Source organism: Amycolatopsis albidoflavus, assembly GCF_039525725.1.
GTDB lineage: Bacteria > Actinomycetota > Actinomycetes > Mycobacteriales > Pseudonocardiaceae > Amycolatopsis > Amycolatopsis albidoflava.
The window spans coordinates 433,816-457,326 of record NZ_BAAAHV010000005.1 but is presented as its reverse complement, the minus strand read 5'-3'; the positions used below and the strand labels follow the sequence as shown (position 1 = coordinate 457,326).

The 23,511-nt window shown below is 69.3% G+C and carries 21 protein-coding genes; 12 read left to right on the top strand and 9 right to left on the bottom strand.

Features of this window, described 5'->3' with window-relative positions; all coding sequences use genetic code 11:
- Together ABD156_RS06650 and ABD156_RS06645 are read left to right on the top strand one after the other, a co-directional pair.
- On the top strand, positions 1 to 771 hold the full coding sequence (locus tag ABD156_RS06650; RefSeq protein WP_344267783.1) for a DUF742 domain-containing protein: 771 nt from the start codon (positions 1 to 3) through the stop codon (positions 769 to 771).
- Positions 752 to 1,366: a GTP-binding protein gene (locus ABD156_RS06645; RefSeq protein ID WP_093574469.1), complete on the top strand. Its 615-nt coding sequence runs from the start codon at positions 752 to 754 to the stop codon at positions 1,364 to 1,366. Before ABD156_RS06650 ends, ABD156_RS06645 begins: the two co-directional genes overlap by 20 nt.
- A gap of 181 nt (positions 1,367 to 1,547) precedes the next feature.
- Here ABD156_RS06645 and ABD156_RS06640 read toward each other — a convergent pair whose 3' ends face one another.
- The 4 genes from ABD156_RS06640 to ABD156_RS06625 form a co-directional block, all read right to left on the bottom strand.
- Positions 1,548 to 2,111: a dihydrofolate reductase family protein gene (locus ABD156_RS06640; protein ID WP_344267779.1), complete on the bottom strand. Its 564-nt coding sequence runs from the start codon at positions 2,109 to 2,111 to the stop codon at positions 1,548 to 1,550.
- Between the two features lie 85 nt (positions 2,112 to 2,196).
- Positions 2,197 to 2,847, bottom strand: coding sequence for a DUF899 domain-containing protein (locus tag ABD156_RS06635; RefSeq protein WP_344267777.1), 651 nt, complete (start codon positions 2,845 to 2,847; stop codon positions 2,197 to 2,199).
- On the bottom strand, positions 2,844 to 3,281 hold the full coding sequence (locus ABD156_RS06630) for an SRPBCC family protein (protein ID WP_344267775.1): 438 nt from the start codon (positions 3,279 to 3,281) through the stop codon (positions 2,844 to 2,846). The genes ABD156_RS06635 and ABD156_RS06630 overlap by 4 nt, the downstream gene beginning before the upstream one ends.
- On the bottom strand, positions 3,278 to 3,610 hold the full coding sequence (locus ABD156_RS06625; protein WP_344267773.1) for an ArsR/SmtB family transcription factor: 333 nt from the start codon (positions 3,608 to 3,610) through the stop codon (positions 3,278 to 3,280). The genes ABD156_RS06630 and ABD156_RS06625 overlap by 4 nt, the downstream gene beginning before the upstream one ends.
- Before the next feature lie 122 nt (positions 3,611 to 3,732).
- Here ABD156_RS06625 and icmF point away from each other — a divergent pair, with 122 nt between their 5' ends.
- A complete protein-coding gene (gene icmF, locus ABD156_RS06620) occupies positions 3,733 to 6,972 on the top strand; it encodes a fused isobutyryl-CoA mutase/GTPase IcmF (protein ID WP_344267771.1) in 3,240 nt (1,079 codons plus the stop codon).
- 4 nt (positions 6,973 to 6,976) lie between these two features.
- Here icmF and ABD156_RS06615 read toward each other — a convergent pair whose 3' ends face one another.
- Entirely contained in the window at positions 6,977 to 7,681 is a 705-nt protein-coding gene (locus ABD156_RS06615; protein ID WP_344267769.1) for a class I SAM-dependent methyltransferase, read from the bottom strand.
- A gap of 107 nt (positions 7,682 to 7,788) precedes the next feature.
- On the opposite strand from ABD156_RS06615, the gene ABD156_RS06610 reads away from it, so the two are divergent.
- Positions 7,789 to 8,625: an LLM class F420-dependent oxidoreductase gene (locus ABD156_RS06610; RefSeq protein ID WP_344267767.1), complete on the top strand. Its 837-nt coding sequence runs from the start codon at positions 7,789 to 7,791 to the stop codon at positions 8,623 to 8,625.
- Between the two features lie 58 nt (positions 8,626 to 8,683).
- Here the strand turns inward: ABD156_RS06610 and ABD156_RS06605 are convergent, their stop codons facing one another.
- Positions 8,684 to 10,684, bottom strand: coding sequence for an acyl-CoA dehydrogenase family protein (locus tag ABD156_RS06605; protein WP_344267765.1), 2,001 nt, complete (start codon positions 10,682 to 10,684; stop codon positions 8,684 to 8,686).
- Positions 10,685 to 10,834: 150 nt separating this feature from the next.
- Here ABD156_RS06605 and kstR point away from each other — a divergent pair, with 150 nt between their 5' ends.
- The 6 genes from kstR to ABD156_RS06575 all read left to right on the top strand — a co-directional run bounded on the left by kstR (position 10,835) and on the right by ABD156_RS06575 (position 17,564).
- A complete protein-coding gene (gene kstR / locus ABD156_RS06600; RefSeq protein WP_037809922.1) occupies positions 10,835 to 11,467 on the top strand; it encodes a cholesterol catabolism transcriptional regulator KstR in 633 nt (210 codons plus the stop codon).
- Between the two features lie 422 nt (positions 11,468 to 11,889).
- Positions 11,890 to 14,625, top strand: a complete 2,736-nt coding sequence (locus ABD156_RS06595) for a DEAD/DEAH box helicase (protein WP_344267762.1) — start codon at positions 11,890 to 11,892, stop codon at positions 14,623 to 14,625.
- Complete coding sequence (locus ABD156_RS06590; RefSeq protein WP_344267760.1) at positions 14,625 to 15,779, top strand: SWIM zinc finger family protein; 1,155 nt, start codon at positions 14,625 to 14,627, stop codon at positions 15,777 to 15,779. Before ABD156_RS06595 ends, ABD156_RS06590 begins: the two co-directional genes overlap by 1 nt.
- Before the next feature lie 58 nt (positions 15,780 to 15,837).
- Positions 15,838 to 16,659, top strand: coding sequence for an SDR family NAD(P)-dependent oxidoreductase (locus ABD156_RS06585; RefSeq protein ID WP_344267758.1), 822 nt, complete (start codon positions 15,838 to 15,840; stop codon positions 16,657 to 16,659).
- 1 nt (position 16,660) lies between these two features.
- Entirely contained in the window at positions 16,661 to 17,209 is a 549-nt protein-coding gene (locus tag ABD156_RS06580) for a TetR/AcrR family transcriptional regulator (RefSeq protein WP_344267756.1), read from the top strand.
- A 10-nt stretch (positions 17,210 to 17,219) separates the two neighbouring features.
- A complete protein-coding gene (locus ABD156_RS06575; protein ID WP_344267754.1) occupies positions 17,220 to 17,564 on the top strand; it encodes a hypothetical protein in 345 nt (114 codons plus the stop codon).
- Here ABD156_RS06575 and ABD156_RS06570 read toward each other — a convergent pair.
- Positions 17,550 to 18,260, bottom strand: coding sequence for a helix-turn-helix transcriptional regulator (locus tag ABD156_RS06570; RefSeq protein ID WP_344267752.1), 711 nt, complete (start codon positions 18,258 to 18,260; stop codon positions 17,550 to 17,552). The genes ABD156_RS06575 and ABD156_RS06570 overlap by 15 nt on opposite strands.
- Positions 18,261 to 18,401: 141 nt before the next feature.
- Between ABD156_RS06570 and folE the strand changes: the two genes are divergently transcribed.
- Positions 18,402 to 19,004, top strand: a complete 603-nt coding sequence (folE, locus tag ABD156_RS06565) for a GTP cyclohydrolase I FolE (protein ID WP_344267750.1) — start codon at positions 18,402 to 18,404, stop codon at positions 19,002 to 19,004.
- Here the strand turns inward: folE and ABD156_RS06560 are convergent.
- Positions 18,968 to 20,206 (bottom strand): alpha/beta hydrolase fold domain-containing protein, encoded by a 1,239-nt coding sequence (locus ABD156_RS06560; protein ID WP_344267748.1) that lies wholly within the window; start codon positions 20,204 to 20,206, stop codon positions 18,968 to 18,970. The genes folE and ABD156_RS06560 overlap by 37 nt on opposite strands.
- Positions 20,207 to 20,265: 59 nt before the next feature.
- Here ABD156_RS06560 and ABD156_RS06555 point away from each other — a divergent pair, with 59 nt between their 5' ends.
- Positions 20,266 to 21,660 carry a WS/DGAT/MGAT family O-acyltransferase gene (locus tag ABD156_RS06555; RefSeq protein WP_344267746.1) on the top strand — a complete coding sequence of 465 codons (1,395 nt, stop codon included), beginning with the start codon at positions 20,266 to 20,268 and terminating at the stop codon, positions 21,658 to 21,660.
- On the opposite strand, the gene ABD156_RS06550 is transcribed toward ABD156_RS06555, so the two are convergent.
- Positions 21,657 to 23,288, bottom strand: a complete 1,632-nt coding sequence (locus tag ABD156_RS06550; RefSeq protein ID WP_344267744.1) for a TIGR04141 family sporadically distributed protein — start codon at positions 23,286 to 23,288, stop codon at positions 21,657 to 21,659. The genes ABD156_RS06555 and ABD156_RS06550 overlap by 4 nt on opposite strands.
- Between the last annotated feature and the right edge of the window lie 223 nt (positions 23,289 to 23,511).

The following is a 23,511-nucleotide window of genomic DNA, read 5'->3' as shown; positions in this document are numbered from 1 at the left end:
ATGAGCCAGGGGTCCGGATTGTTCGGCGAAGAGCCCGGTACCGGCGGCGAGCCCCCGCGCGGGGAGGAGCCCGCCGCCGGGGACGACGGCACGTTCGCCGACGTCCTCAACGGGTTCAGCCTTGATTCGGGCCGCTCGCGCAGAAAACGGAAGAAGAGCGGCAAAGAAACGAAGGAATCCCAGTCCCCAGCGCCGCCCGCCGCGGGAGCGCACGCGGCAGCGGACCCGCCGCCGGCCCCTGTGCCGCCGGCCGACCAAGGAGATGGTGTGACCTCTCTCGTCTCTCCACCGGGCAGTACGGACTCCGACGGCCCCAGACCAGGCGGGCTCTTCGACCCGGGACCGCCGAGCGGCGAGTTCTCGATGCCGTCGGCGATCGTCCGCCCCGAGCGCCACGATCGGGTGGACCCGGCCGAGGAGACGTCGATCGTGCGCCCGTACGCTCTCACCGGCGGGCGCACCCGGGCGAACTACGCGCTCGAACTGGAGACCCTGATCTCCACCAAAGACCATGTCGCCGCGGGGGGCTTCCCCCAGGCGGCGGCGGAACAGATCGAGAGCATCTCGATCATGGAATCGTGCCGGACCCCGCGTTCGGTGGCGGAGATCGCCGCGGTGCTGTCAGTGCCGCTGGGGGTGGCACGGGTGCTGATCAGCGACGCGGCCGACGCCGGCCTCGTCACCGTGCACCGGACGATCTCGGGCCAGGACGGCGCCGAAGCACACTTGATGTTGATGGAAAGGGTTTTGAGTGGACTCCGTCGGCTTTAAGGCACCGCGGGAAACCGCGCCCCCGACCATGACATCGGCGAAGATCGTGGTGGCGGGCGGCTTCGGAGCGGGCAAGACGACCTTCGTGGGTTCGGTGTCGGAAATCGTTCCGCTCACCACCGAGGCGATGATGACCGACGCCAGCCGCGGCATCGACAACCTCGACCAGACCCCGTACAAGACCACCACCACGGTCGCCATGGACTTCGGCCGCGTCTCGCTCGACGCGGACCTGATCCTCTACCTGTTCGGCACGCCCGGCCAGCAGCGGTTCTGGTTCATGTGGGACGACCTGGTGCGCGGTGCGATCGGGGCGGTCGTGCTCGCGGACACTCGGCGGTTGGCGGATTCGTTCGCGCCGATCGACTTTTTCGAGGATCGCGGGTTGCCGTACATCGTTGGCGTGAACACGTTTGATGGAGTGCTGGAGCACGACATCAATGATGTGCGCGAGGCGTTGTCTATTGATTCGAGTATCCCGATTGTGCGGTGTGATGCACGGGAGCGGGAATCTACTAAGCAGACGCTGATCACGTTGGTTGAGTATGCGATGCGGCAGTGGATCGCGCTTAGGGCGGCTAAGGCGCATCAGTAGTTAGTCGGGGCTGGGTCGGTGGGTTGGCTCGGCAGGCTGTGTTTGATGGCGCCGACTTCGTCGTCGCGGCGGGATCGCCTTTAAGTCGGCGTGCGGAGGGGCAGTGCACCCGGCCCTGGGGGGCCGTGCGCACTGCCCCTCCGCACGCCGACGCGATCCCGCGTTGTGGTCGGGTTTGGGGTCAGCGCTTCGTGTGGTGGCGTAGTAGGGCGACGGTGTTGTCGAGGGTGCGGGTTTCGACCAGTTGCAATTGCGCGCGGGTGGTGCCTTCGGCGAAGGGGCGTTTGTCGCCGCCCAGGATTACTGGGTGGATGCAGACCTGGTACTCGTCGATGAGGCCTCGGCGGCCTAGTTCTGCGGCTAGGGCGTAGCCGCCCATGAGGACTATGTCGCCGTTTGTGGTGGCTTTGTGTTTGGCGACTTCTTCGGTCAGGTCGCCGTTGGCGACTGTGGTGTTCCAGTCGGCGCTGGACAGGGTGCGGGAGAAGACCAGTTTCGGTTTTTCCCGCCAGATCGGGGCGAAGGCCAGGTCGTGGGGGTGGGTCGAGATGGACTCCACGTCGGGCCAGTAGCTTGACATCAATTCCCATACGCGGCGGCCGTAGGCGAATACTCCGGCGCGTTTTGACAGGTCGTTCGCGTAGTCCGAGAGTTCTGGGCCCATTTGGGGCCAGTCGAATTCTCCGGCGGGGCCTTCGATACAGCCGTCCAGTGAGGTGTGGACTAGGTAGACCAGGTCGGCCATGGCGGGCTCGCTTCCTTGATGAGTGGTGGTCACCAGGAGGTCGGAGTCGTCATGGCCGACTGGACATCAAGCGCGCGGGAAAGTTTCAGTATTCGTCGTGGCGGCGCCACCAGCTGCTGGGGGCGTCGGTGCCGCGGGACTCTTCTTCCCAGGCCTCTTGGCGGCCGAACGGGGTGACGTCCAGGTACCGCAGCGTGCTGATGAACTGGTCGCCGCCGCGGCCGTCGGTGAAGTAGGTGCGGTAGACGTCGTCGCCGTCGCGGAGGAAGACGCTCACGCCGAAGCCGCTGTCGATGCCGCAGTCTGCTGGGAAATCCGTGCCTGCCGCGGAAACCCAGGGGATTGTCCAGCCCATCTTGGACCAGTACCGGTCGATCTCCGGTGCGGTTGCGGGGGCTACGACCTTGAGGGTTACGTCGCGGGCGTTCAGGTGGGCTGGGTGGGCCATGTTGTCGACCAGCAGCGAGCATCCGGGGCAGCCCACTTCGTCGCCGGGGTACAGCATGAAGTGGTAGACGATCAGCTGGCGGCGGTCGTCGAACAGGTCGAGCAGGGTTTGGGTGCCGTTCGGGGCGGTGAATGCGTACTGCTTCGGGAATTGGACCATGGGCATTCGGCGGCGTTCGGCGGCCAGCCGGTCGGCTGCGCGGGTGTGTTCTTTTTCCTTGCGCAGCAAGGATTCGCGGGCGGTGGCCCATTCTTCCGGGGAGACGACGCGGGGGAGTGCGGTGGTCATTTCATTTCCTCCAGGGTGCGGGTGAGATCTTCGAAACCGGATTGCCAGCCGTCGAGGTGGCCGTCGCGCTCGGCCGTATTCGGGAACGGGGCTTGGTGGAACGTCATCGAGGTTTTGCCTGCCAGCTCGGCCAGATCGATGGTCACGACCGTTTCGCCGACTTCGTCTTCCTGGTGCTGCCAGCGGAACGTGAACACGAGCCGGGACGGGGCCGCGACTTCGCGGTAGACGCCTGACACCCGGCGGTCGACGTCATGCTCGGTGCTGGTGAGCCGGCTGTGCCAGGTGCCGCCGGGGCGCGGGTCTGTGCTGGTCTCGGACGCGACGAAGCCGTGCGGGCCGAACCAGCTCGCGAGGTGCGCCGGGTCGGTCCAGGCCCGGAACACCAGTTCTCGCGGGGCGTCGAAGACCCGCACGATGGTCAGCTCGCTCATTCAGTCCCCTCCTGAAGCTGCCGCAGGTGCTCGTCCAAGCGATCGAAGCCGGTTTCCCAGAAGTGGCGGTACTCGGCGACCCAGCCCGCGACGTCCGCCAGCGGTGCGGCTTCCAGGCGGCACGGGCGCCACTGCTTGGTGCGGCCACGGCTGATCAACCCGGCCTGCTCCAGCACTTTCAGGTGTTTCGACACGGCTTGCAGGCTCACCTCGAACGGCTCGGCCAGCTCGTTGACGGTGGCCTCGCCACGAGTCAGGCGGGCGAGGATCGCGCGGCGGGTCGGGTCCGCCAAAGCTGCGAAGGTGGTGCTCAGCTGGTCTGTCGGCATCGGTGCTCAATCACTTGGTTAATTAACTGATGGGTTGAATATAGCGCGCTCGTCAACCCTTGAGAGCCGGGTCACCTCGGGCTCGGGTTTCCAATAGTAGGAAGTCCTAGTAAATTGGGAGGATGAGCGGCAGCGACCTGTACCGTCCCGCGAACCCGGTCCGGTTCGTCACGGCATCCAGCTTGTTCGACGGCCACGACGCCTCGATCAACATCATGCGCCGGATCCTGCAGTCCCAGGGCGCGGAGGTGGTCCACCTCGGCCACAACCGCTCCGTCGACGAGGTGGCCACGGCCGCGATCGCCGAGGATGTCCAGGGCGTCGCCATCTCCGCCTATCAGGGCGGGCACGTCGAGTACTTCAGCTACCTCGTCGAGCTGCTGAACGAGCGCGGCGCGGGGCACATCAAGGTGTTCGGCGGCGGCGGTGGCGTCATCGTGCGCGAGGAGATCGACCTGCTGCATTCCCGTGGCGTGGCGCGGATCTTCTCGCCGGAGGACGGCTACGAGATGGGCCTGCCGGGCATGATCAACATGATGATCAAGGAGTGCGACAGCGACCTGTCCGCGCAGCCGCCCGCCTCGGTCGACAAGCTGCTCTCCGGCGACGTTCAGGCGCTGGCCCGGGTGATCACTCAGCTGCAGCGCGAAAACCTGCCCGAGGAATGGCTCTCGGCGATCAACGAGGCCGCTGGGCAGAAGCACGTGCCGGTTCTCGGCATCACCGGCACCGGCGGGTCCGGCAAGTCCTCGCTGACCGACGAGCTGATCCGCCGCTTCCGGCTCGACCAGGAAGACAAGCTGCGCATCGCGGTGCTCGCGGTGGACCCGTCGCGGCGCAAGGGCGGCGGCGCGCTGCTCGGCGACCGGATCCGGATGAACTGCCTCGACGGCTCGCCGGTGTACTTCCGATCGCTGGCCACTCGTACTACCAGCGGCGAGATTCCGGCCGGGCTGAGCGAATCGATTCTTGCTTGCAAGGCGGCCGGGTTCGACCTGGTGATCGTGGAGACGCCGGGCATCGGCCAGGGCGACGCGGGCATCGTCGACTACGTGGACGAATCGCTGTACGTGATGACGCCGGAGTTCGGCGCCGCGTCGCAGCTGGAGAAGATCGACATGCTCGACTTCGCCGACCTGGTCGCGATCAACAAGTTCGAGCGGCGCGGCGCCGAGGACGCGCGTCGCGACGTCGCGCGCCAGATGGTGCGCAACCGCGAGGCGTTCGGCTCCGCGCCCGAGGAAATGCCGGTGTACGGCACGAGCGCGGCGAAGTTCAACGACGACGGCGTGACCGCGCTGTACCAGCACCTGCGCGACATGCTCGCCGACCGCGGGCTGTCGGTGTCGGCCGGTACGCTGCCGGCGGTGTCGGGCAAGGTCTCGACGGACGCCAGCACGATCATCCCGGGCAACCGGGCGCGCTACCTCGCCGACATCTCCGAAACCGTGCGCGGGTACCACGAGAAGACCGAGAAGCAGGTCGCCGCGGTACGCAAGCACGAGCACCTGGCCGAGGCCAAGGCCGCGCTGTCCGAAGTGGACGCCAGCACGGACGCGCTGGACGGTCTCATCGCCGCCGCGGAGTCCGATGTGGACGGCGAGTCGACAAAGCTCCTCGAACGGTTCCAGGCGCTCGCCGCGGAATACCGGCAGGACGAGCTGGTGGTGAAGATCCGGGACAAGGAGCTGCACACCCAGCTGTGGCGGGAAACCCTGTCCGGCAACCGGATCCCGCGCGTCGCGCTGCCGCGTTACACCGAGTCCGGCGAGCTGCTTTCCTTCCTGCGCCGGGAAAACCTGCCCGGCTACTTCCCGTACACCGCGGGCGTGTTCCCGTTCAAGCGCGAGGGCGAGGACCCGGCGCGGATGTTCGCCGGCGAGGGCGACGCGTTCCGCACCAACCGCCGGTTCAAGCTGCTGTCGGCCGATTCCGAGGCCAAGCGGCTGTCGACGGCGTTCGACTCGGTCACGCTGTACGGCCACGACCCGGACACCCGCCCGGACATCTACGGCAAGGTCGGCACCTCCGGCGTCTCCATCGCGACCCTGGACGACATGAAGGCGCTCTACGACGGCTTCGACCTGACCGCGCCGAACACCTCGGTGTCGATGACGATCAACGGCCCCGCGCCGACGATCCTCGCGTTCTTCCTCAACACCGCGATCGACCAGAAGTTCGCCGCGTTCCGCGAGGAGCACGGGCGCGAGCCGTCCGAGGCCGAGGCCGCGCAGGTGCGCGAGTGGGCGCTGAAGAACGTCCGCGGCACCGTGCAGGCGGACATCCTCAAGGAAGACCAGGGCCAGAACACCTGCATCTTCTCCACCGAGTTCAGCCTCCGGATGATGGCCGACATCCAGGAATGGTTCATCCAGCACGGCGTGCGCAACTTCTACTCGGTGTCGATTTCCGGGTACCACATCGCCGAGGCCGGGGCGAACCCGATCTCGCAGCTGGCCTTCACGCTCGCCAACGGGTTCACCTACGTGGAGTCGTACCTGGCGCGCGGCATGGACATCGACGATTTCGCGCCGAACCTGTCGTTCTTCTTCTCCAACGGGATGGACGCGGAGTACTCGGTGCTCGGCCGGGTCGCGCGGCGGATCTGGGCCGTGGCGATGCGCGAGCGGTACGGCGCGAACGACCGGTCGCAGAAGCTCAAGTACCACGTGCAGACGTCCGGCCGGTCGCTGCACGCGCAGGAGATGAGCTTCAACGACATCCGCACGACGCTGCAGGCGTTGTGCGCGCTCTACGACAACGCGAACTCCTTGCACACCAACGCGTTCGACGAGGCGATCACCACGCCTTCGGAGTCTTCGGTGCGGCGTGCGATGGCCATTCAGATGATCATCAACAAGGAGTGGGGCCTGTCGAAGAACGAGAACCCGCTGCAGGGTTCGTTCGTGATCGACGAGCTGACCGACCTGGTCGAGGAGGCCGTGCTCACCGAGTTCGACCGGATCTCCGAACGCGGCGGCGTGCTCGGCGCGATGGAGACCGGCTATCAGCGCGGCCGGATCCAGGACGAATCGCTGCTGTACGAACGCAAGAAGCACGACGGTTCGCTGCCGATCATCGGCGTCAACACCTTCCGCAACCCGAAGGCGGGAGAGGACGACGTCGAGGTGGAGCTGGCCCGCGCGACTGAGGACGAGAAGCAGTCTCAGCTGCGCAGGCTCGCCGACTTCCAGCAGGGGCACCGCGAGGAGGCCCAGCAGGCGCTCAAGGCGCTGCGCGACGCGGCCACCCGCGGCGGCAACCTGTTCGACGTGCTGATGGATGCCGCGCGGGTGTGCTCGCTCGGTCAGATCACCGAGGCGTTCTTCGAGGTCGGCGGCCAGTACCGGCGCAACGTCTGAGCCGTCAGGCCCGGGTGGCGGCCAGCCGCCATACCGGGGCGAGGACCCGGCCCTGCTCGTCGACGTCGAGCGAGTCGAGCGCGGTCGGGTCCGGCGGTTCGCCCTCCGAAACGGCCGCGACCGCGGCGATCAAGCCCTCGCGGCTCATCGCGGTGGTGTAGACGGCGGGTTCGATCACGCTGATCGTCCAGCCGTTGCCGACCGTTTCGCGCAGATTCTGCTCAGTGATCCGGTACGGGATCGGGAAGTTCTCCGGTACCTCGTCGGAGAAGCAGAAGATGTTCAGCTGCGCGCCGGGCTTGGTCGCGCGCACGAGCGCCGCCACGTACTCGTGCCGCTGTTCCTCGTCGAGACAGTGGTAGAGCGCGCTGTCGAGGACCGCGTCGAAACGGCCTTCGTACCCTTCGAGCCGGGTTGCGTCCGCCTGGGCGAAAGTGATGTCCAGGCCGCGCTTCGCGGCGGTTTCGCGAGCCCGCCCGAGTGCGGTCGGCGCGCCGTCGAGACCGGTCACACGGTGTCCGCGAGACGCGAGGAACATCGCGTTTTCGCCGAGGCCGCAACCGATGTCGAGCACGTCGCCGTGGAATCCGCCGTCCGCTTCGAGCGCGACCACCGCGGGCTGCGGGCCCGCGATGTCCCACGGGATCTTCTCCCCGATCGGGGTCTTGCCTTGGTACATCTCCTCGAAGTCGACGTCCGTCACGTCCATCCGGAGCCTCCTATTCAACGGGTGATGATTTAACGCTAGCGGACGAGGCCGGTGATCTGTCAACAGCCCGCGGGAATACTTGCCCGTTCCCCGGAGTAGAAGGAGGCATGGATTTCGGCATCTCGACGTTCGTGACCGACGAAGGCATCCGGCCAGACGTGCTCGGCGAAGCGGCGGAGGAGCGCGGTTTCGCGTCGCTCTTCCTCGCGGAGCACTCGCACATCCCGGCGAGCCGCGAAACGCCGTACCCCAGCGGGGGCGAGCTGCCGCGGGTCTACTACCGCACGCTTGACCCGTTCGTGGCATTGACCGCGGCCGCGGTGAACACCTCGAACCTGGTGCTGGGCACCGGTGTCGTGCTGCTGATCCAGCGCGACATCATCCACACCGCGAAGGAGGTGGCCTCGCTCGACCTGATCTCGCGCGGCCGGTTCGCCTTCGGTGTCGGGGCCGGCTGGAACCGGGAGGAAATGGTCAACCACGGCACCGATCCGAAGACCCGGGGCGCGCTGCTGAACGAGCAGATCGCCGCGCTGAAGGCGATCTGGACGCAGGAGCAGGCCGAGTTCCACGGCAAGCACCTCGACTTCGACCCGATCTTCGCTTGGCCGAAGCCGGTGCAGACGCCGCATCCGCCGATCCTGGTCGGCGGCGCGAGCGACGCCGCGCTGAAGCGGCTGATCGAGCACGGCGACGGCTGGATCCCGAACCCCGCGGTGTCGCCGGACGAGGTGCGCCGCGTGCGCCAGCAGCTGGCCGACGCGGGCCGCGGGGACATGCCGTCGCAACTCTTCGGCGGACCGGCCGACGCGGACGCGATCAAGCAGTACGCCGACGCCGGGCTGGACCACTACGGGTTCATGCTGCCGACGCTGCCGGAGGCGGAAACGCTGGCGCTGCTGGACGAATACGCCCGCCTCGCCGCTGCTTTCCGGGCTGAGTGACGTTCCGTGAAGGGCTCCTTGAGGGAATCAGATTCCCTCAAGGAGCCCTTCACGGACGTTAGCGCGGCAGACCGAGCACGCGTTCGGCGGCGGCGGACAGCAGGACTTGTGTGGTGCCGCCCGCGATGGACAGGCAGCGGGTGAGCAGGAACTCTTGTGCCGCTTGGGTTTCCGTGGTCAGCTCCGGCGCGAGGTCGAGGGCGAACTCGGCGGTTTCCTGTCGATGCCGCACTCCGAGCAGCTTCGCGACGGACGATTCCGCACCCGGTCCGAGGCCGTCGAGCCGTCGTAGTGTCGCCCGCAGGTCGAGCACCGAGCACGCGCTGCCTTGGCCGATCAACGCGCCGAGCCGGTCGCGGTCCACGTCCTCCGGCGCCGATTCCAGCAGCGCTTCCACGTTCTCGCCGACCGCCGAACCGCGGCCCAGTGCGACGCGTTCGTTCGCCAGTGTCGTGCGCGCCAGCTTCCAGCCCGCGCCGGGTTCGCCGACGACGTCCGCGTCCGGAACGAAGACGTCGTCCAGGAAGACTTCGTTGAACACGCTCCGCCCGGTGATCTCGCGCAGCGGCCGCGTCGTGATCCCCTCGGCGCGCATGTCGACCAGGAAGTACGTGATTCCCTTGTGTTTCGGCACCTCCGGGTCGGTGCGCGCGAGGCAGATCGCCCAATCGGCCTCGTGCGCGAGCGACGTCCACACCTTCTGCCCGGTCAGCAGCCAGCCGCCGTCGGTCCGGCGCGCCACGGTGCGCAGCGACGCGAGATCCGAGCCGGCACCAGGTTCGGAGAACAGCTGACACCACGTCACCTCGCCGCGCAGTGTCGGCTTGGCGAAGCGTTCGCGCTGGTCGTCGGTGCCGTGCGCGAGAATCGTCGGCACCGCCCAGCCACCGATCACCATGTCCGGCCGACGGACATCAGCCGCCGTCAGCGCGGCGTCGATCCGCAGTTGCGTCGCCGCGTCGGCGCCCATGCCGTACGGCTGGGGCCAGTGCGGGGCCAGCAAACCCGAGTCCGCAAGCGCGGTGCGCCGGTTTTCCTCTGGCAGAGCTGCGATTTCGGCGACCAGCCGGGTCACCTCGGCGTCCTCGCCGACGTTCACCCCGAGCGTCCGCCGCTTCCCGGCCAATGCCAGGTCCGCGGCCTGCTTCCGCCACTGCTGCGAACCGCCGAGCCACTGTCGCAAGGCCAACGCGCGCCGCAGGTACAGGTGCGCCTCGTGCTCCCACGTGAACCCGATTCCACCGAGTACCTGGATGCAGTCCTTCGCGTTCTCGACGGCAGCGTCCAAGGCCACCGCCGCGGCGCTCGCGACGGCCAGCGGATCGCCGACCGACGAAGCCGCGTCCCAAGCCAGCGCTTCGGCGGCTTCGGTGCGGCACAACATCTCCGCGCAGAGGTGTTTCACTGCCTGGAAAGCGCCGATCACCTGTCCGAACTGTTCCCGGACCTTGGCGTACTCGACGGCGGTCGTCAGGCACCAGCGCGCGACGCCCGCCGCCTCCGCGACCGCGAGCGTTGCCGCGAGATCGCGGACGTCCGGCAGGTCGAGAACCTCGCCCGGCAGGTCGGGCTTGACGCGGCCCAGCGATCGGGAGAAGTCGAAGGGAGCCAACGGTTCCACTGCGGTCCCAGGCGGGACCAGGACGTACTGCTCGCCCCGGCGCGCGAGCAACCACGACCCGGTGTCCGCGCCGGGTACGGTCGCTGATTCGTCCAGTTGCACCGCGACCCGCGCGGTCCCGTCGGCGATCTCGGCGGCGAGTTCCTTGGAATGCCCGGCAAGCAGGAGCCCGGCCAGCGCGGTGCTCAGCAGCGGCCCCGGCACCAGCGCTTCCGCCGCGGCGGCGAGCCCGGCCGCGAGATCCGCGACAGTCCCGTCCGCCCCGTTCACCGACGCGGGCAGCGCGATGCCGGTGAGGCCGAGCGCGGCGAACCCGTCCGGCAGACCGGCTCCAGTGGTTTCGGCCGCGCGCACGGCGGCGACCGGATCGTGTGCCGCGGCCCAGGCCTGCACGGCGGCAGCGAGCGCGGTTTGTTCCTCGGTGAGCGCGACCGGCATCGGTCTCCTCCTCGCGGGGTACAGAGCTACTGGCGAGTGTAGAACGTGTTACAGTTTTTCCGCCAGGCGGTCGAGAGTTGAACCTTTCTCCAGGGCAGGTACGCTTAGCCGGAAACTGGAACGAGTTCCGCAAAGACAGAGGGGATTGCGATGCCGGGGAAGGCGAAGACGCCGGCGGCGAAAACGCGGGCGAACGGCCTCGGCGCGATGGGCGAGGAACTGGGCTCCGCTGCCCAGCGGGACCGCCGCCGCCGCATCATCGACGCGACGCTCTCGCTGGCCTCCAAGGGCGGCTACGACGCGGTGCAGATGCGCGCGGTCGCGGAGAAGGCCGACGTCGCGCTGGGCACGCTGTACCGGTATTTCCCGTCGAAGATTCACCTGCTCGTGTCGGGTCTGGCGCAGCAGTTCGAGGCCGCGCACGAGAAAATCCAGCGCAGCGCGATCCCCGGCGAAACCCCCGCCGAGCGGCTGATGTTCGTCCTGGGCCGCAACACCCGCCTGATGCAGCGCGATCCGCACCTCACCGAGGCGATGGTGCGCGCGTTCATGTTCGCCGACACGTCCGCGGCCGCCGAGGTCGAACTGGTCGGCCGCTTGATGGAGGACATGTTCGCGAGCGCGATGGGCATCGACGACCCGACCGAAGCGGACCGCGACATCTTCCACGTGGTAGCCGACGTCTGGATGGCGAACCTGGTCGCGTGGGTGACCCGCCGCGCCTCCGCCGCGGACGTCGCGAGCCGCCTGGAACTCTCCGTCCACCTGCTCCTGGACAAGTAGCCGTTCGTGAGGGGAACCCTGAGGGACTCAGAGTCCCTCAGGGTTCCCCTCACGAACCTTCCGGCTCCCGTCCGACCAGAGCCTGCCGCCGGTGCGCCCCAATGCCACATTGGGTGCGTCAGACGCACCGAACGCCACATTGGGTGCGTCGCATGCACCCAATGCCACATTGGGGCGCAAGCCCCACCCATCATCCAACCGCGCCGCTGCACCCAACGATCGAGGCACCCGGCCCCTCCCCCAACCCCGATACGAAGCCTCCCTGCGGTCTGGGGGTGCTTGTCAAGGCATCTTTCCCGCCTTGACAAGCACCCCCAGACCGTCAGCACAATCAAGCTTCGGGGTGCCCCACGCAACCACCACGGCAAGGTCGCCGCCAGGCGACGAGCAGAATTGTCGGACCCAACCGTTACCGTGCCCAAGTGGAGTTCGACCAGACCACCCAAGCCACCTACCTCCCCTCGGATCCCCCGCGAGAGGGAGTTCTGGCGCTGTGGGGCGACGAGATCGAGGGCGACACCCCGATCCAGCTCGTCCTGCCCGGCGGCGGAAAATTCGCCCGCACCGAGGTAGTAGCGCGGCTGATCCCGCTGGCAACCGCCATCCCGAGGCTGCTCGTCGTGCCGGACGACACCAGCCCGGCGCTGGCAGCATGGTCGGCAGTAGTCAACGCGGGAGTGAATCTCGTAGCACGCGGCCGGTTGCGCCCGGCGTCCACCCCGAGCGGCCTGGGCACCTGGCGAGTAGGCCCACTAGACGCCGCCGACGAGGAACTCCTGCGCGGGCTAGCGGCCGCGCTGCCGCCCGAAGCACATGCGCTGCCGCTGTCCGGCGTCAAGCGAATCCGGCTGCACTCGCCGGAATCACTAGTCCGCGCGGTGTGGGACGCAGCGGCGGACGTCCTCGTACGCAGTCCGGCGGCAGCGGTCGGTTCCGGCGGGGCGGCATTCGCGGAATCGCAGCCCACGCTGCTGGATCCGGACGGCGCGGCGTGGCTCGCCGAACTGGAAGCCCGACGTCCGGACGGGGCGCAACTGCTGTTGCGGATCGAAGCGAATGACGAGGAATTCGCCGGAGTCCTGGCGGTTCGCTCCACTCTCGAGCCGAGTCTGGTGGTCGAAGCCGCCACTCTTTGGGACGCGCCCGAAGCAGTCCTGCACCGGCTCGGCGACCAGGTCGAAACCCAGCTGCTGCTGGGGCTCAGGCGAGGCGCGCGAGCCTGGCCGCCGCTGGCCCGGGTCCTGTCCGAACCGGCGCCCACCACGCTTCCGTTGTCCGACGACGACGTGGTCGACCTGCTCGGCTCCGGTGCTCGGGATCTGGGCGGCGCGGGCATCGAAGTCATGTGGCCCAAGGATCTTTTCGCCGGCGAAGTCCGGGCGAAGGCGAGCGTGACGCAGGCCCCGGCGAGCGAATCCGGTCCCGCGTTCCCGCTCAACGGCCTGCTGGAGTTCCGCTGGCGGCTCAGTCTCGGCGGCAGCGAACTCACCGACGAGGAAGTGGCGGCGCTCGCTGAGGCGAAACGCCCGCTGGTCCGGTTGCGCGGCCAGTGGGTGAAGCTCGATCCCGCGCTGCTGGCGCGAATGCGGGCCCGGCGGTCGCGGCTCACCGGAGCCGAGGCACTCGCGGCGGCGCTGACCGGCGAACTGGAGGTGGACGGCGAACGAGTGGAATTCGCCCCGCAGCCAGCGTTGTCGGGGCTTGCCGAACGGCTGCGCGAAAGGGATCCCGCGCCCGTCGAGGAACCAGCGGGGCTCACCGCCACGCTGCGCCCGTATCAACGGGCCGGGCTGGGCTGGCTCATCGCCATGACCGAGCTCGGCCTTGGCGCCTGTCTCGCCGACGATATGGGGTTGGGCAAGACAATCCAGCTCATCGCGCTGCATCTGCACCGCCGGGCACAGGCGGCGGGGCCGACGCTCGTGCTGTGTCCGACGTCGCTGCTGGGCAACTGGGAACGTGAGTTCGGCAAGTTCGCGCCGGACGTGCCGGTGCGCCGATTCCACGGCGGCGGCCGGCATCTCGACGACCTGGCCCCGGACGAGGTCGTGCTCGCCACGTACGGGGTGCTGCGCCGCGACCGAGAGCTGCTGTCCGAAGTGGACTGGGGCATGGTCGCCGCGGACGAGGCGCAACATGTGAAGAACCCGTTGTCCGCCACGGCAAAGGAGCTGCGGCAGGTGCCCGCGGCGGCTCGCGTGGCGCTCACCGGCACGCCGGTCGAGAACCGGCTGACCGAACTGTGGTCGCTGCTCGACTGGACCACGCCGGGGCTGCTCGGCCCGCTGGAGAAGTTCCGGCGCACCGTCGCGCGGCCGATCGAACGGGACCGGGACGAGACGGTCACCGGGCGGCTGGCCGCGACGGTCCGGCCGTTTCTGTTGCGCCGCCGCAAAACCGACCCGGACATCGCGCCGGAGCTGCCGCGCAAGACCGAGACCGACCGGTACGTCCCGCTCACCGCCGAGCAGACCACGCTGTACGAGGCGGTGGTGCGCGAGAACCTCGCGCAAATCCGGGAGGCGCAAGGGGTGCAGCGGCGCGGCCAGGTGCTGAAGCTGCTCACCGAGCTCAAGCAGATCTGCAATCACCCGGCGCATTACCTCAAGGAAAGCACCGGAGTGCTGAGCGGGCGGTCGGGCAAGCTCGCCGCGTTTGAGGAACTGCTGGACGTCATCCTCGACGAGGGCGAGAGCGTGCTGGTGTTCAGCCAGTACGTGCGGCTGTGCCGGTTGCTGGAGCGGCGCCTCGCCGAGCGCGGCCTGCCGACCGCGCTGCTGTCCGGCGAGGTCGGGCCGAACCAGCGCGACGAGATGGTGGCCGCGTTCCAGTCCGGCGAGGTGCCGGTGTTCCTGCTGTCGCTCAAGGCGGGCGGCGTCGGGCTCAACCTCACCCAGGCCACGCACGTGATCCACTACGACCGCTGGTGGAACCCGGCGGTGGAGGACCAGGCCACCGACCGCGCGTACCGGATCGGCCAGGACCGGCCGGTGCAGGTGCACCGGCTCATCGCGGAGGGCACGCTGGAGGAACGCGTCGCCGCGGTGCTGGAAACCAAGCGCGGGCTGGCCGACGCGGTCGTCGGCGCGGGGGAGGACTGGATCACCGAGCTGTCCGACGACCAGCTCGCCGATCTCGTCCGGCTCGGGAGCGGCTGATGCCGCCGCGGCGGACGTTCGGGCGCCGGTGGTGGGGCCGGGCGTGGGTGGAAGCGCTGGAGCAGCGCGCCAAGCTGGACCCGAACCGGCTGCCGCGCGGGCGGACGTACGCGCGCAAGGGCGTCGTGGACCAGCTGGAGATCAGCGCGGGCGAGATCACCGCGTGGGTGCGCGGAAGCAGGCCGGAGCCGTACCGCGTCGCCATCCGGATGCGCGAGTTCAGCGCGGAGGAATGGGACAAGCTGCTCGACGTCGCGGGCCGCCGGCTCGGGCACGCCGCCGCGTTGCTCGACGGCGAACTGCCGGAGGAGCTGGCCGTCCAGTCGCGCGAGGCCGGTGCCGATCTGCTGCCTGGACCCGGTGATCTGCGGCCGCGCTGTTCCTGTCCGGACAGCGCGAATCCGTGCAAGCACGTGGCGGCGGTGTACTACCTGGTCGCCGACGAGGTGGACGCCGATCCGTTCGTGCTGTTCACCCTGCGCGGCCGGGGCCGGGACGAGGTTTTGGCTCAGCTGCGCGAATTGCGGACGCCCAGCACCGCCCGCCCGGCTCGCGCGCCGGACGTCGGGCTGACGCCGAAAAAGGCGTACACGCGGCGGATCGCGCCGCTGCCGCCGTTGCCCGCGATCCCCGGCGAACCCGGTCCGCCCGCCGTGCTCGACCTCGACCCGCCCGCTCGCACCGGCCTGACGTCCGCCGCGCTCACTGCTCTGGCCGCGGACGCCGCGTCGCTCGCGTTCGGCCTCCTGCACACCCGGGATGCCTTGGCGGACTTGACTTTCGCCGAAGACCTGGCCCGTCGCGCCGCCCGTCCGGGAGCGGACGTGTTCGGGCTGGCCGCGGCCGCCGAGGTCGCGCCGTCGGAGTTGATCGTGTCCGCGCAGGCATGGCGGGAAGCGGGCCGCAGCGGGCTGGCGGCGCTGCGGGACGTGTGGAGTCCCGGCCCCGGGCCGTTGGCGGTGGCGCGGGCGGAACTGGCGGAATTGCCGGGGGAGGTGAAGGTGTGGCGCAACCGGGTGACGGCCGGGTCGGTGCAGCTCCGGTACGGGCAGGACAGCCGGTGGTACCGCTTCGTGCGAGTCGCGGGCCAATGGTGGCCGGACGGGCCTCCGGCCGAGCAGCCGGTCGATCTCGCCTATCCCGCGGAGGGCTGAATCACGTGCGCTCAGCCAAACGAGACGGTCCGTCTCGTTTCGTGCTACCGTCTGCGGCATGACGAGAACCTGGGTGATCACCGGAACAAGCCGCGGCCTGGGCCGGGCGTTGGCGATCGCCGCCGCGGAAGCGGGAGACCGGGTGCTGGCCACGGTTCGGACGCCGGGCAGCGCGCCGGAGCACCGGAATGTCGTCGAGCACGTGCTCGACGTGCGTAACCGGGCCGCGGCGCGGGAAACCGTGGAACGGGCAGCGGCCGAGTTCGGCGGGCTGGACGTCGTGGTGAACAACGCCGGGTACGGGCTGGTCGGCATGGCCGAGGAGGTAAGCGAGGACGAAGCGCGGGACATCCTGGAGACGAACGTGCTGGGCGCGCTGTGGCTGACCCAAGCGGCGCTGCCGGTGCTGCGTGAACAGCGGTCGGGCCATGTCGTGCAGATCTCCTCGGTCGGCGGTGCCGGTTCGGTGCCGGGATTCGGGCTTTACAGCGCGAGCAAATGGGGGCTGGAGGGAATGAGCGAGGCGATCGCGCAGGAGGTCGCGGAGTTCGGCGTTCGGGTGAGCATCGTCGAACCGGGCGGGATGGACACCGAATGGGCCACCGGCAGCATGCGGTTCGCCACCCCGGACCCGGCGTACGACGGCCTGCGCGAGCGGATGTTCGGCACGACGACGGTTCCGTGGGCCACCACCGGCACCGGCGGCGGCACCCCGCCCGCGGACATCGCCGCCGAAATCCTGCAGCACGTCTACGACCCGGCTGACCGACGGCTCCGCGTCCTCGCCGGTGCCGATGCCCCCGCGATGGTCGCGACCGCGTTGTCGGGACGCCTGACGGATTACCGGCAGGACAAGCGTTTCTCCGACGCGGAGATCTGACATGGCCCGCGCCAGCACCCGAGCCCGCGTGCACGCCGCGGTGCTCTCCCTGGCCGCCGAGTCCGGTTTCGGCGGCCTGACCATGGAGGGCATCGCGGCCCGCGCGGGCGCGGGGAAGCAAACGCTGTACCGCACGTGGTCGTCGCCCGCCGCGGTGCTGCTGGACGCGCTGCTGGAGCAAAGCCTCGACGCGTCCGGCGAAGTCGCCATCCCGGACACCGGCGATCTGCGCGCGGACTTGGAAACCTTGGTCCACGGCATGATCGCGGAGCTGACGGATCCCGCGACAGACCGCCTGCTCCGCGCGGTGACCGCCGAACTGCAGACCGACCCGGCCGTCGGCTCCGAAGTCCTGGACCGGTTGCTGGGCCCGCAACTGCGCGCGATCGCCGACCGCCTGGCCAGGGCCGGGGTCGAATGCCCGGAGGACGGCGCGGAACTGTTGCTGGGCCCGGTTTTCCACCGCTGGCTGCTGCGCACCCGGCCGTTCACGGAGGACTGGCCCGCCGCCCACGTGGAGCGGGTGCTGCGCGCGGTTTCGTTCGGCTAGCTTTGCGAGCGTGGCGAGAAAAGCAGCGCAACCCGACCCCGGCACCTGGGCCCGGCAGCGCCCGCGCATGCTCGACCTTTGCCGAGCCTGGAAAGCCGACCTGGAGACCCGCGTTCCCGCACGAGACGTCGTAGTGGAACTGCACCCGGAGTCGGTTCGGGCACCGACGACTCAGTGGAACTGGTTCCTCGCCTTCGACATCGACGGCATCGAATTCGAAGCGCTGGTCATCCACGACCTCTCCGTCGCTGTCTTCGAAGACAGCACCGGCGTCTTCGACGATCACGTCAAGTTCGAAGACATCCCCGCCCACCTCGCCCGCAGGCTGAACCAAACCCGCTCAACTACCGGCTGACTCAGTCCCTCGAAGCTCCACACAGCACCCGCCATCGCGCGGCGCGACCCGGGCCGTCGACACGCCCGGCACCTCGAGCCCCTCCACGACCCCGGTCAGGAACCGGTCCGTCATGCCGCACACCAGGTCCGGCGCGCGCCTGGCCAGCGGCTGGAACGGGCAGTTGCGCATCCGCAGGCACACCGGCGTCTCGCGGTTGGGCTCGAAACCGTGCCGGGCCAGGACCGTGCTCGTCAGCGTCAGCCCGCGTTCCGTGCCAAGGCGGCCCGGGCGGGAGCGTTCGCGCTCGGCCGCGCCGGCCGCGGCGCCGTGCGCTCCGGCCTCGCGCAGGGCCGCGGCCCGGGCCGGCTCCCCGGGGGCCGCCGAGGCGACCGCGTCCACCAGGATCGCGGCCAGGACGTCCGGGTGCCGGGGCGGGATCGTGATCGCGAAATCGGTCGCGGCGGGCTCGTAGACCTTCGGCGCGCGGCCCACCTTCCGGACGCCGCCGACGGTCTCGTAGCGGGCGCGCAGGAGGCCGGCCGTCACGAGTTTGTCCAGGTGGAACGCCGCCAGCTTGCGCGAGATGCCGACGGCCGAGGCCGCCTCCTCGCGCGTCACCGGGCGGCCGGCGTCGCGGATGAAGGCGTACATCCCCCGGCGCAGGTCCTCGTCCAGCGCCGCTACCGCGCGGATGGTCGCCAGGTCACTCGTCACACATCCACGATAACGCCCAGCGAGGTTCTCCGAACCCGCTACCCGGCTTGTTCACCTGGTCACATTGACTCCGCCGGGCGATAAGACCAAGATTTGTAGGCGAAACCCGTCCTGCCAGCCCCGACCGCCCGAGGACCGCCCATGCAGTCGTCCGGAACCGCCCTCCGCGTCGTCCACGAGCCCGATCCCGGCCTGGACCTGGCCGCGGCCGAAAGCGCGGCGGGGGATTTCCTGCGCGCGCTCGGCGTCAGCCTCGACTCGGAGAGCCTGCGCGGCACCCCCGGCCGGATGGCGCGCGCGTACGCCGAGCTGTTCACGCCCCGCGAATTCGACCTCACCACGTTCCCCAACGACGAGGGCTACGACGAGCTGGTGCTGGCCCGCGACATCCCGGTCCGGTCGGTCTGCGAACACCACCTGCTGCCGTTCATCGGCGTCGCGCACGTCGGGTATCTGCCGGGCGAGCGGATCCTCGGGCTGTCGAAGCTCGCGCGGATCGTCGAGTACTTCGCGTGCCGTCCGCAGGTGCAGGAGCGGCTGACGAAGCAGATCGCGGGCTGGCTCGGCGACCAGCTGACGCCGAAGGGCGTCGGCGTGGTGATCGAGGCCGAGCACACCTGCATGACCCTGCGCGGCGTGCAGGCGACCGGTTCGTCGACGGTCACGTCCACGCTGATGGGCACGCTCCGCGAGGACGCCCGGTCGCGTCAGGAATTCTTCTCGCTGACCGGCGTCAACGCCTGAGCGCGAGCCCAATCCAGAAAGTGCTCCACGCCGCGCACCACGTGCGTGCTGCGGATGGACGGGAACACGTCGAACGCGTGCTGCGCGCCGGCGAGTTCCGCGTAGGCCACCGGGTGGGCGGATTTGGCGCGCAGCCGGGCGACGAACTCCCGCGCCTCCGCGACCGGCACGAGCGAATCGTGCTTGCCGTGGATCACGAAGAACGGCGGCGCGTCCTCGGCGACCCGGTCCATCGGGGACGCTGCGAGATAGTCGTCCAGCCGGTGCTCCGGCGCGAACACCCGCCGCGCCATCAGGCTTTCCAGCCGGTACCGGCTTTCCTCCTCGCCGGTCGACGCGGCGACGTCGTACACGCCGTAGTGCGGCACGCAGGCCTGCACGCTCGTGTCCGCCTCCTCGAAACCGGGCTGCAGCGCCGGGTCGTTCTGGCTCAGCGCGAGCAGCGCGGCCAGGTGCCCGCCCGCCGAACCGCCGGTCACCGCGACGAATCGCGGGTCGCCGCCGTACTCCGCGATGTGCTCGCGGATCCAGGCGAGCGCTTGCTTGGCCGCGACGATGTGCGCCGGCCAGCGCGAAGCGGGGGAGAGCGGGTAGTTGATCGCCACGCAGACCCAGCCGCGGCGGGCGAGGTGGCGCATCAGCGGCAAGCCCTGCTGTTCCTTGTTGCCGATCGTCCACGCGCCGCCGTGGATCTGCAGCAGCACCGGCGCGTCGCGGACCGTCTCGCGCGGACGGTAGATGTCCAGCAGGAAGCGTTTGCCGCCAGGGGCGTAAGCGACATTCCGGTCTCGCACGACGTCCGGCTCGTGGATCCGGAACGGCATCAGCAGGCGTCCCCACGGCGTCGAGAAGTCCGACGGGCTCGCGAGCTGGGCGATGTAGTCCTCGCCGAGTGCTTCGGTGAGCGCGGACTCGACCTCGATGCGCGCCTTCTGCGAGGTCGCGATCAGCGAAGCGAAACCGGCCGCGGACAGCGCCGCCAACGCCAGCCCAGCGCGGTCGCTGCGGCGCCGCAGCCCGTGGCGCGCGACGTGCTGCACGGTGTCGGCCGCGGTGAGGGCGAGCAGGTGCGGCGCGAGCTCGCCGGTGAGCCAGCCGGCGAAGAACACCGGGATCGAGGTCGGCCGCGGTTTCGGCGGCCGCAGCGCGAGCGCGGCGAGGCCGAGCTGCGCCGCCCGGCGGGTCACGAAGTCCGGTTTCACCTGCCCGATGCTACCTCCGCCGAGCGCCCCGGCCAGGGTTCTGCCTTACGCTGGCAGGCATGCAGCGACTGAGCGGGCTGGACGCGAGTTTCCTCTACCTGGAGACGCCCTCGCAGGTCCTGCACGTCTGCGGCCTGCTCACGCTCGACGGCGCGACCATGCCCGGCGGCTACACATTCCCGGAGTTCAAGCGCCGCCTCGCCGAACGCGTCGCGGTGATCCCGGCGTTCCGCCGCAAACTCCACAATCCACTCTGGAACCTGAACCACCCGGTGTGGGTCGAGGACGAGGATTTCGACCTCGACAACCACGTGCACCGGATCGGCCTGCCCGCGCCGGGCGACGACCGCGAACTCGCCGAGATGTGCGCGCACATCGCCGGGCAGCGGCTCGACCGCGCGCATCCGCTGTGGCAGTGCTACGTCATCGAGGGCCTGTCCGACGGACGGCTGGCAGTGCTGCTGAAAATGCACCACGCGAGCGTCGACGGCGTCGGCGGAGCCAGCCTGATCGGCTACCTCGCCGGGCTCGAACCCGACTCGCCGCTGCCCGAACTGCCTGCCGACGAGCAGCACAACGACGGCCTGCCCACCCGCTTGCGGCTGCTGCGCGAGAGCGCCGATTCGCTGCTGCACCGGCCGTTCGAGATCGCCCGGTTGCTGCCGGAGCTGCTGGGGCTGGTGCCGAAGTGGGCGATGAAAACCCTGCGCGGCAAGGGAATGCCGGTGCCGTTCACCGCGCCGCGGACGTCGCTGAACGGGACTATCACCGGGCACCGTTCGGTCGCGTTCGCACAGCTGGACCTTGATGCGGTGAAGCAGGTGAAGGACGCTTTCGGCGTCACCGTGAACGACGTGGTGCTCGCGCTGGTTTCCGGTGCACTGCGGCAATTCCTGCTCGGCCGCGGCGAACTGCCAGGTGATCCACTGGTCGCGACGGTTCCGGTGTCGGTGCACGAACGCACGGAACGCGATCATGGCAGCAACCGGGTGTCTGCCTTTTTCGCCTCACTGCCCACGCATTTGCCCGACCCGGCGGCGCGCGTGTTCTTCCTCGCCGAGGCGAACCGGCGGGCGAAGGACCACCATTACGACATCGACGCTGACATGCTCGCCGACTGGGCCCAATTCTCCCCGGCGACGGTGTTCGGGCTGGGCGTGCGCGCGTATTCGGCGCTGCGCCTGGCCGAACGGCATCCGGTGGTGCACAACCTGATCATTTCGAACGTTCCCGGGCCGCCGATGCCGCTGTATTTGCTGGGCGCGCGGATCACCGGGCTGTATCCGCTGGGGCCGGTTTTTCACGGGGCGGGGCTCAACGTCACGGTGCTGTCGAATGACGGCAAGGTGGGTGTGGGGTTGTTGGGGGCCAAGGAATTGGTGAAGGATTTGTGGCCGCTGGCGGACGCGTTGCCGGAGGCGCTGGACGAGTTGAGCAAGGCCGCGCCGGTCTAACGGCGCTTCTTCTTCGCCGTGTAAGGGATGTCGGCGAACTTCAACGTCGCACGAAGGCTCCGCACCGCCCGGTCCAGCCGAAGCAAGGCGACTTGCGAGAGCGTGAACAGCTGGTCCACCTCCCATGCTCGGCCAGCAGCGGCGAGCACGACAGTGTCCGGCGCGCCGCCCAGCACCCGGCCTGAGTCTAATGTGGACACCTTATCCGCCAGCTGCGCCAACGCATCCGGTTCGTCATGCAGAGCCTCCGCGGACACGAGCGCCTGCGTGTAGAGATGGCTGGCCGCCGTAGCCCGGCCCAGCCACTTCACGTGGATCAGCTCATCCTCCGGCCCCAGCAGATCGCACAGCTCGAATCGCGGATGCAGGGGAGTACTCGCGAAATCCTTGTCCAGGCACAGATATTCCGGCGCTAGAGCGGCCACCTGCTGGCAATACCGATGTTCGTCGTCCGGCTGACCGCTCGGCCGCCACGTGATGTCCGGCCAGATGTGTTTACGAGCCAGCAGATCGCGTACCTGATCCCGCATCTGCGCCACATAAGTCTCGCCGATCCGGTACCAGCGGGCCTGATGGAAAACGTACCGAGTGTGCTCAACAGTCGTCTCGAAAACCAGCCAACGAGCGGCGGGCAGCGGCGCTCCGGTGGGTTCCGCGCCCGCCTCGTCGGCGCAGGTCGTGATCCGGCCCGCGCGCAGGGCTTTCAGCCGCCGCTCAACGGGAATTCCGCCGAGGCGCGTGGTCACGTGGTCCAGTTCCAGGCGGCCGGGGACGTGGATCGGACCGCCGGGGCCCAGGGCGGTGATGCGGAACGAACCGGCGTTCTCCGCGTCGTTCGCGGCACTCGACGGCCAAGCCAGGCCCAGCGCGTCGCTGCCGCCGAGTGCTTCGGCCAGTTGCCGTTCCAGTTCGGGCACGAGCGGGTGGTGCCGGTCCATCGGGCGGGTCTGGGCGATGAAGCGCAGCGCGGAATCCGCGTCCGGTTCGTCGACCACGGCGCCGACGGCGTCGAGATCGGCCAGGAATGCTTCGGGATCCTTCGCGAGCGGTGCCCACAGCGAGGTGCCGACGCGGATGCGGTAGCGCTTGCCGGTCACCCGGCCGTAGGTGAGGTCGGTCAGGTCCGCCGAACCGGCGAGGCGGTGCACGAGATCGCCGTACGGTTCGAGCCGGAACGCGGACAGTTCGCCGCCGCCCGGAATGGAAATCTGCGTGGCTCGCGCGGAAACGTCCAGCGCGGCGCTCGCGACGAGCCCGAGGTCGAACGGGTCGAGGCGGCGGATCCCGAAGCGCAGCCCGAAACCCTGCTCGACGTGTTCGTCGTTGAGCACGAGATGGCCCGCGCCCCAGGTGACCGCGTAGGTCCACGGCGGGCGCGGCACCAGCAGCACCGCGAACGGCAGCGTCGAGGGCAGGTCGAGCGGGCCGCCGCCGAGGGCTTCGGCGTGCTGCAGCCATTGCGGGGCCTCGGTGCGGAACGCGCCCGCGACCAGTCGCGCGCGGGTGCCGGGCAGGTCGACCGGGCGGTCGGCGCTGATCTGTTCGGGGGACAGCGGGGTCAGCAGGTCGGTTTCCGCCGCGGAGCCGTCGAGGCGGAAGAGGGACGCCGGGCGGCTGGGGGCAGGCATGACCACCACCGGAGGAGGGAATTCGAGGACGTCCGATCAGCCTAGGCGGCCCAGCGGTCCGGCCGGTTAATCACGGAGCGCGAATGGCGTGCGGAATGGTGAAATTCCGCTGAATCACCCATTCACGGGACGCGGGCACCGCTGATGATAGGGTTTCCTTTCGGGATGCGCCACGGCAGGTTTTCCAAGGCCAGGCAACGGGTGGGTGATCCCGTGATGGCCG

Bases quoted from the DNA above. Each gene is read 5' to 3' on its own strand.
- icmF (WP_344267771.1), top strand. From the start codon at position 3,733: ATGAGCGGCAGCGACCTGTACCGTCCCGCGAACCCGGTCCGGTTCGTC.
- kstR (WP_037809922.1), top strand. From the start codon at position 10,835: ATGCCGGGGAAGGCGAAGACGCCGGCGGCGAAAACGCGGGCGAACGGC.
- ABD156_RS06625 (WP_344267773.1), bottom strand. From the start codon at position 3,610: ATGCCGACAGACCAGCTGAGCACCACCTTCGCAGCTTTGGCGGACCCG.
- ABD156_RS06610 (WP_344267767.1), top strand. From the start codon at position 7,789: ATGGATTTCGGCATCTCGACGTTCGTGACCGACGAAGGCATCCGGCCA.
- ABD156_RS06650 (WP_344267783.1), top strand. From the start codon at position 1: ATGAGCCAGGGGTCCGGATTGTTCGGCGAAGAGCCCGGTACCGGCGGC.
- ABD156_RS06555 (WP_344267746.1), top strand. From the start codon at position 20,266: ATGCAGCGACTGAGCGGGCTGGACGCGAGTTTCCTCTACCTGGAGACG.
- ABD156_RS06590 (WP_344267760.1), top strand. From the start codon at position 14,625: ATGCCGCCGCGGCGGACGTTCGGGCGCCGGTGGTGGGGCCGGGCGTGG.
- folE (WP_344267750.1), top strand. From the start codon at position 18,402: ATGCAGTCGTCCGGAACCGCCCTCCGCGTCGTCCACGAGCCCGATCCC.
- ABD156_RS06580 (WP_344267756.1), top strand. From the start codon at position 16,661: ATGGCCCGCGCCAGCACCCGAGCCCGCGTGCACGCCGCGGTGCTCTCC.
- ABD156_RS06550 (WP_344267744.1), bottom strand. From the start codon at position 23,288: ATGCCTGCCCCCAGCCGCCCGGCGTCCCTCTTCCGCCTCGACGGCTCC.
- ABD156_RS06640 (WP_344267779.1), bottom strand. From the start codon at position 2,111: ATGGCCGACCTGGTCTACCTAGTCCACACCTCACTGGACGGCTGTATC.
- ABD156_RS06630 (WP_344267775.1), bottom strand. From the start codon at position 3,281: ATGAGCGAGCTGACCATCGTGCGGGTCTTCGACGCCCCGCGAGAACTG.
- ABD156_RS06635 (WP_344267777.1), bottom strand. From the start codon at position 2,847: ATGACCACCGCACTCCCCCGCGTCGTCTCCCCGGAAGAATGGGCCACC.
- ABD156_RS06605 (WP_344267765.1), bottom strand. From the start codon at position 10,684: ATGCCGGTCGCGCTCACCGAGGAACAAACCGCGCTCGCTGCCGCCGTG.
- ABD156_RS06585 (WP_344267758.1), top strand. From the start codon at position 15,838: ATGACGAGAACCTGGGTGATCACCGGAACAAGCCGCGGCCTGGGCCGG.
- ABD156_RS06615 (WP_344267769.1), bottom strand. From the start codon at position 7,681: ATGGACGTGACGGACGTCGACTTCGAGGAGATGTACCAAGGCAAGACC.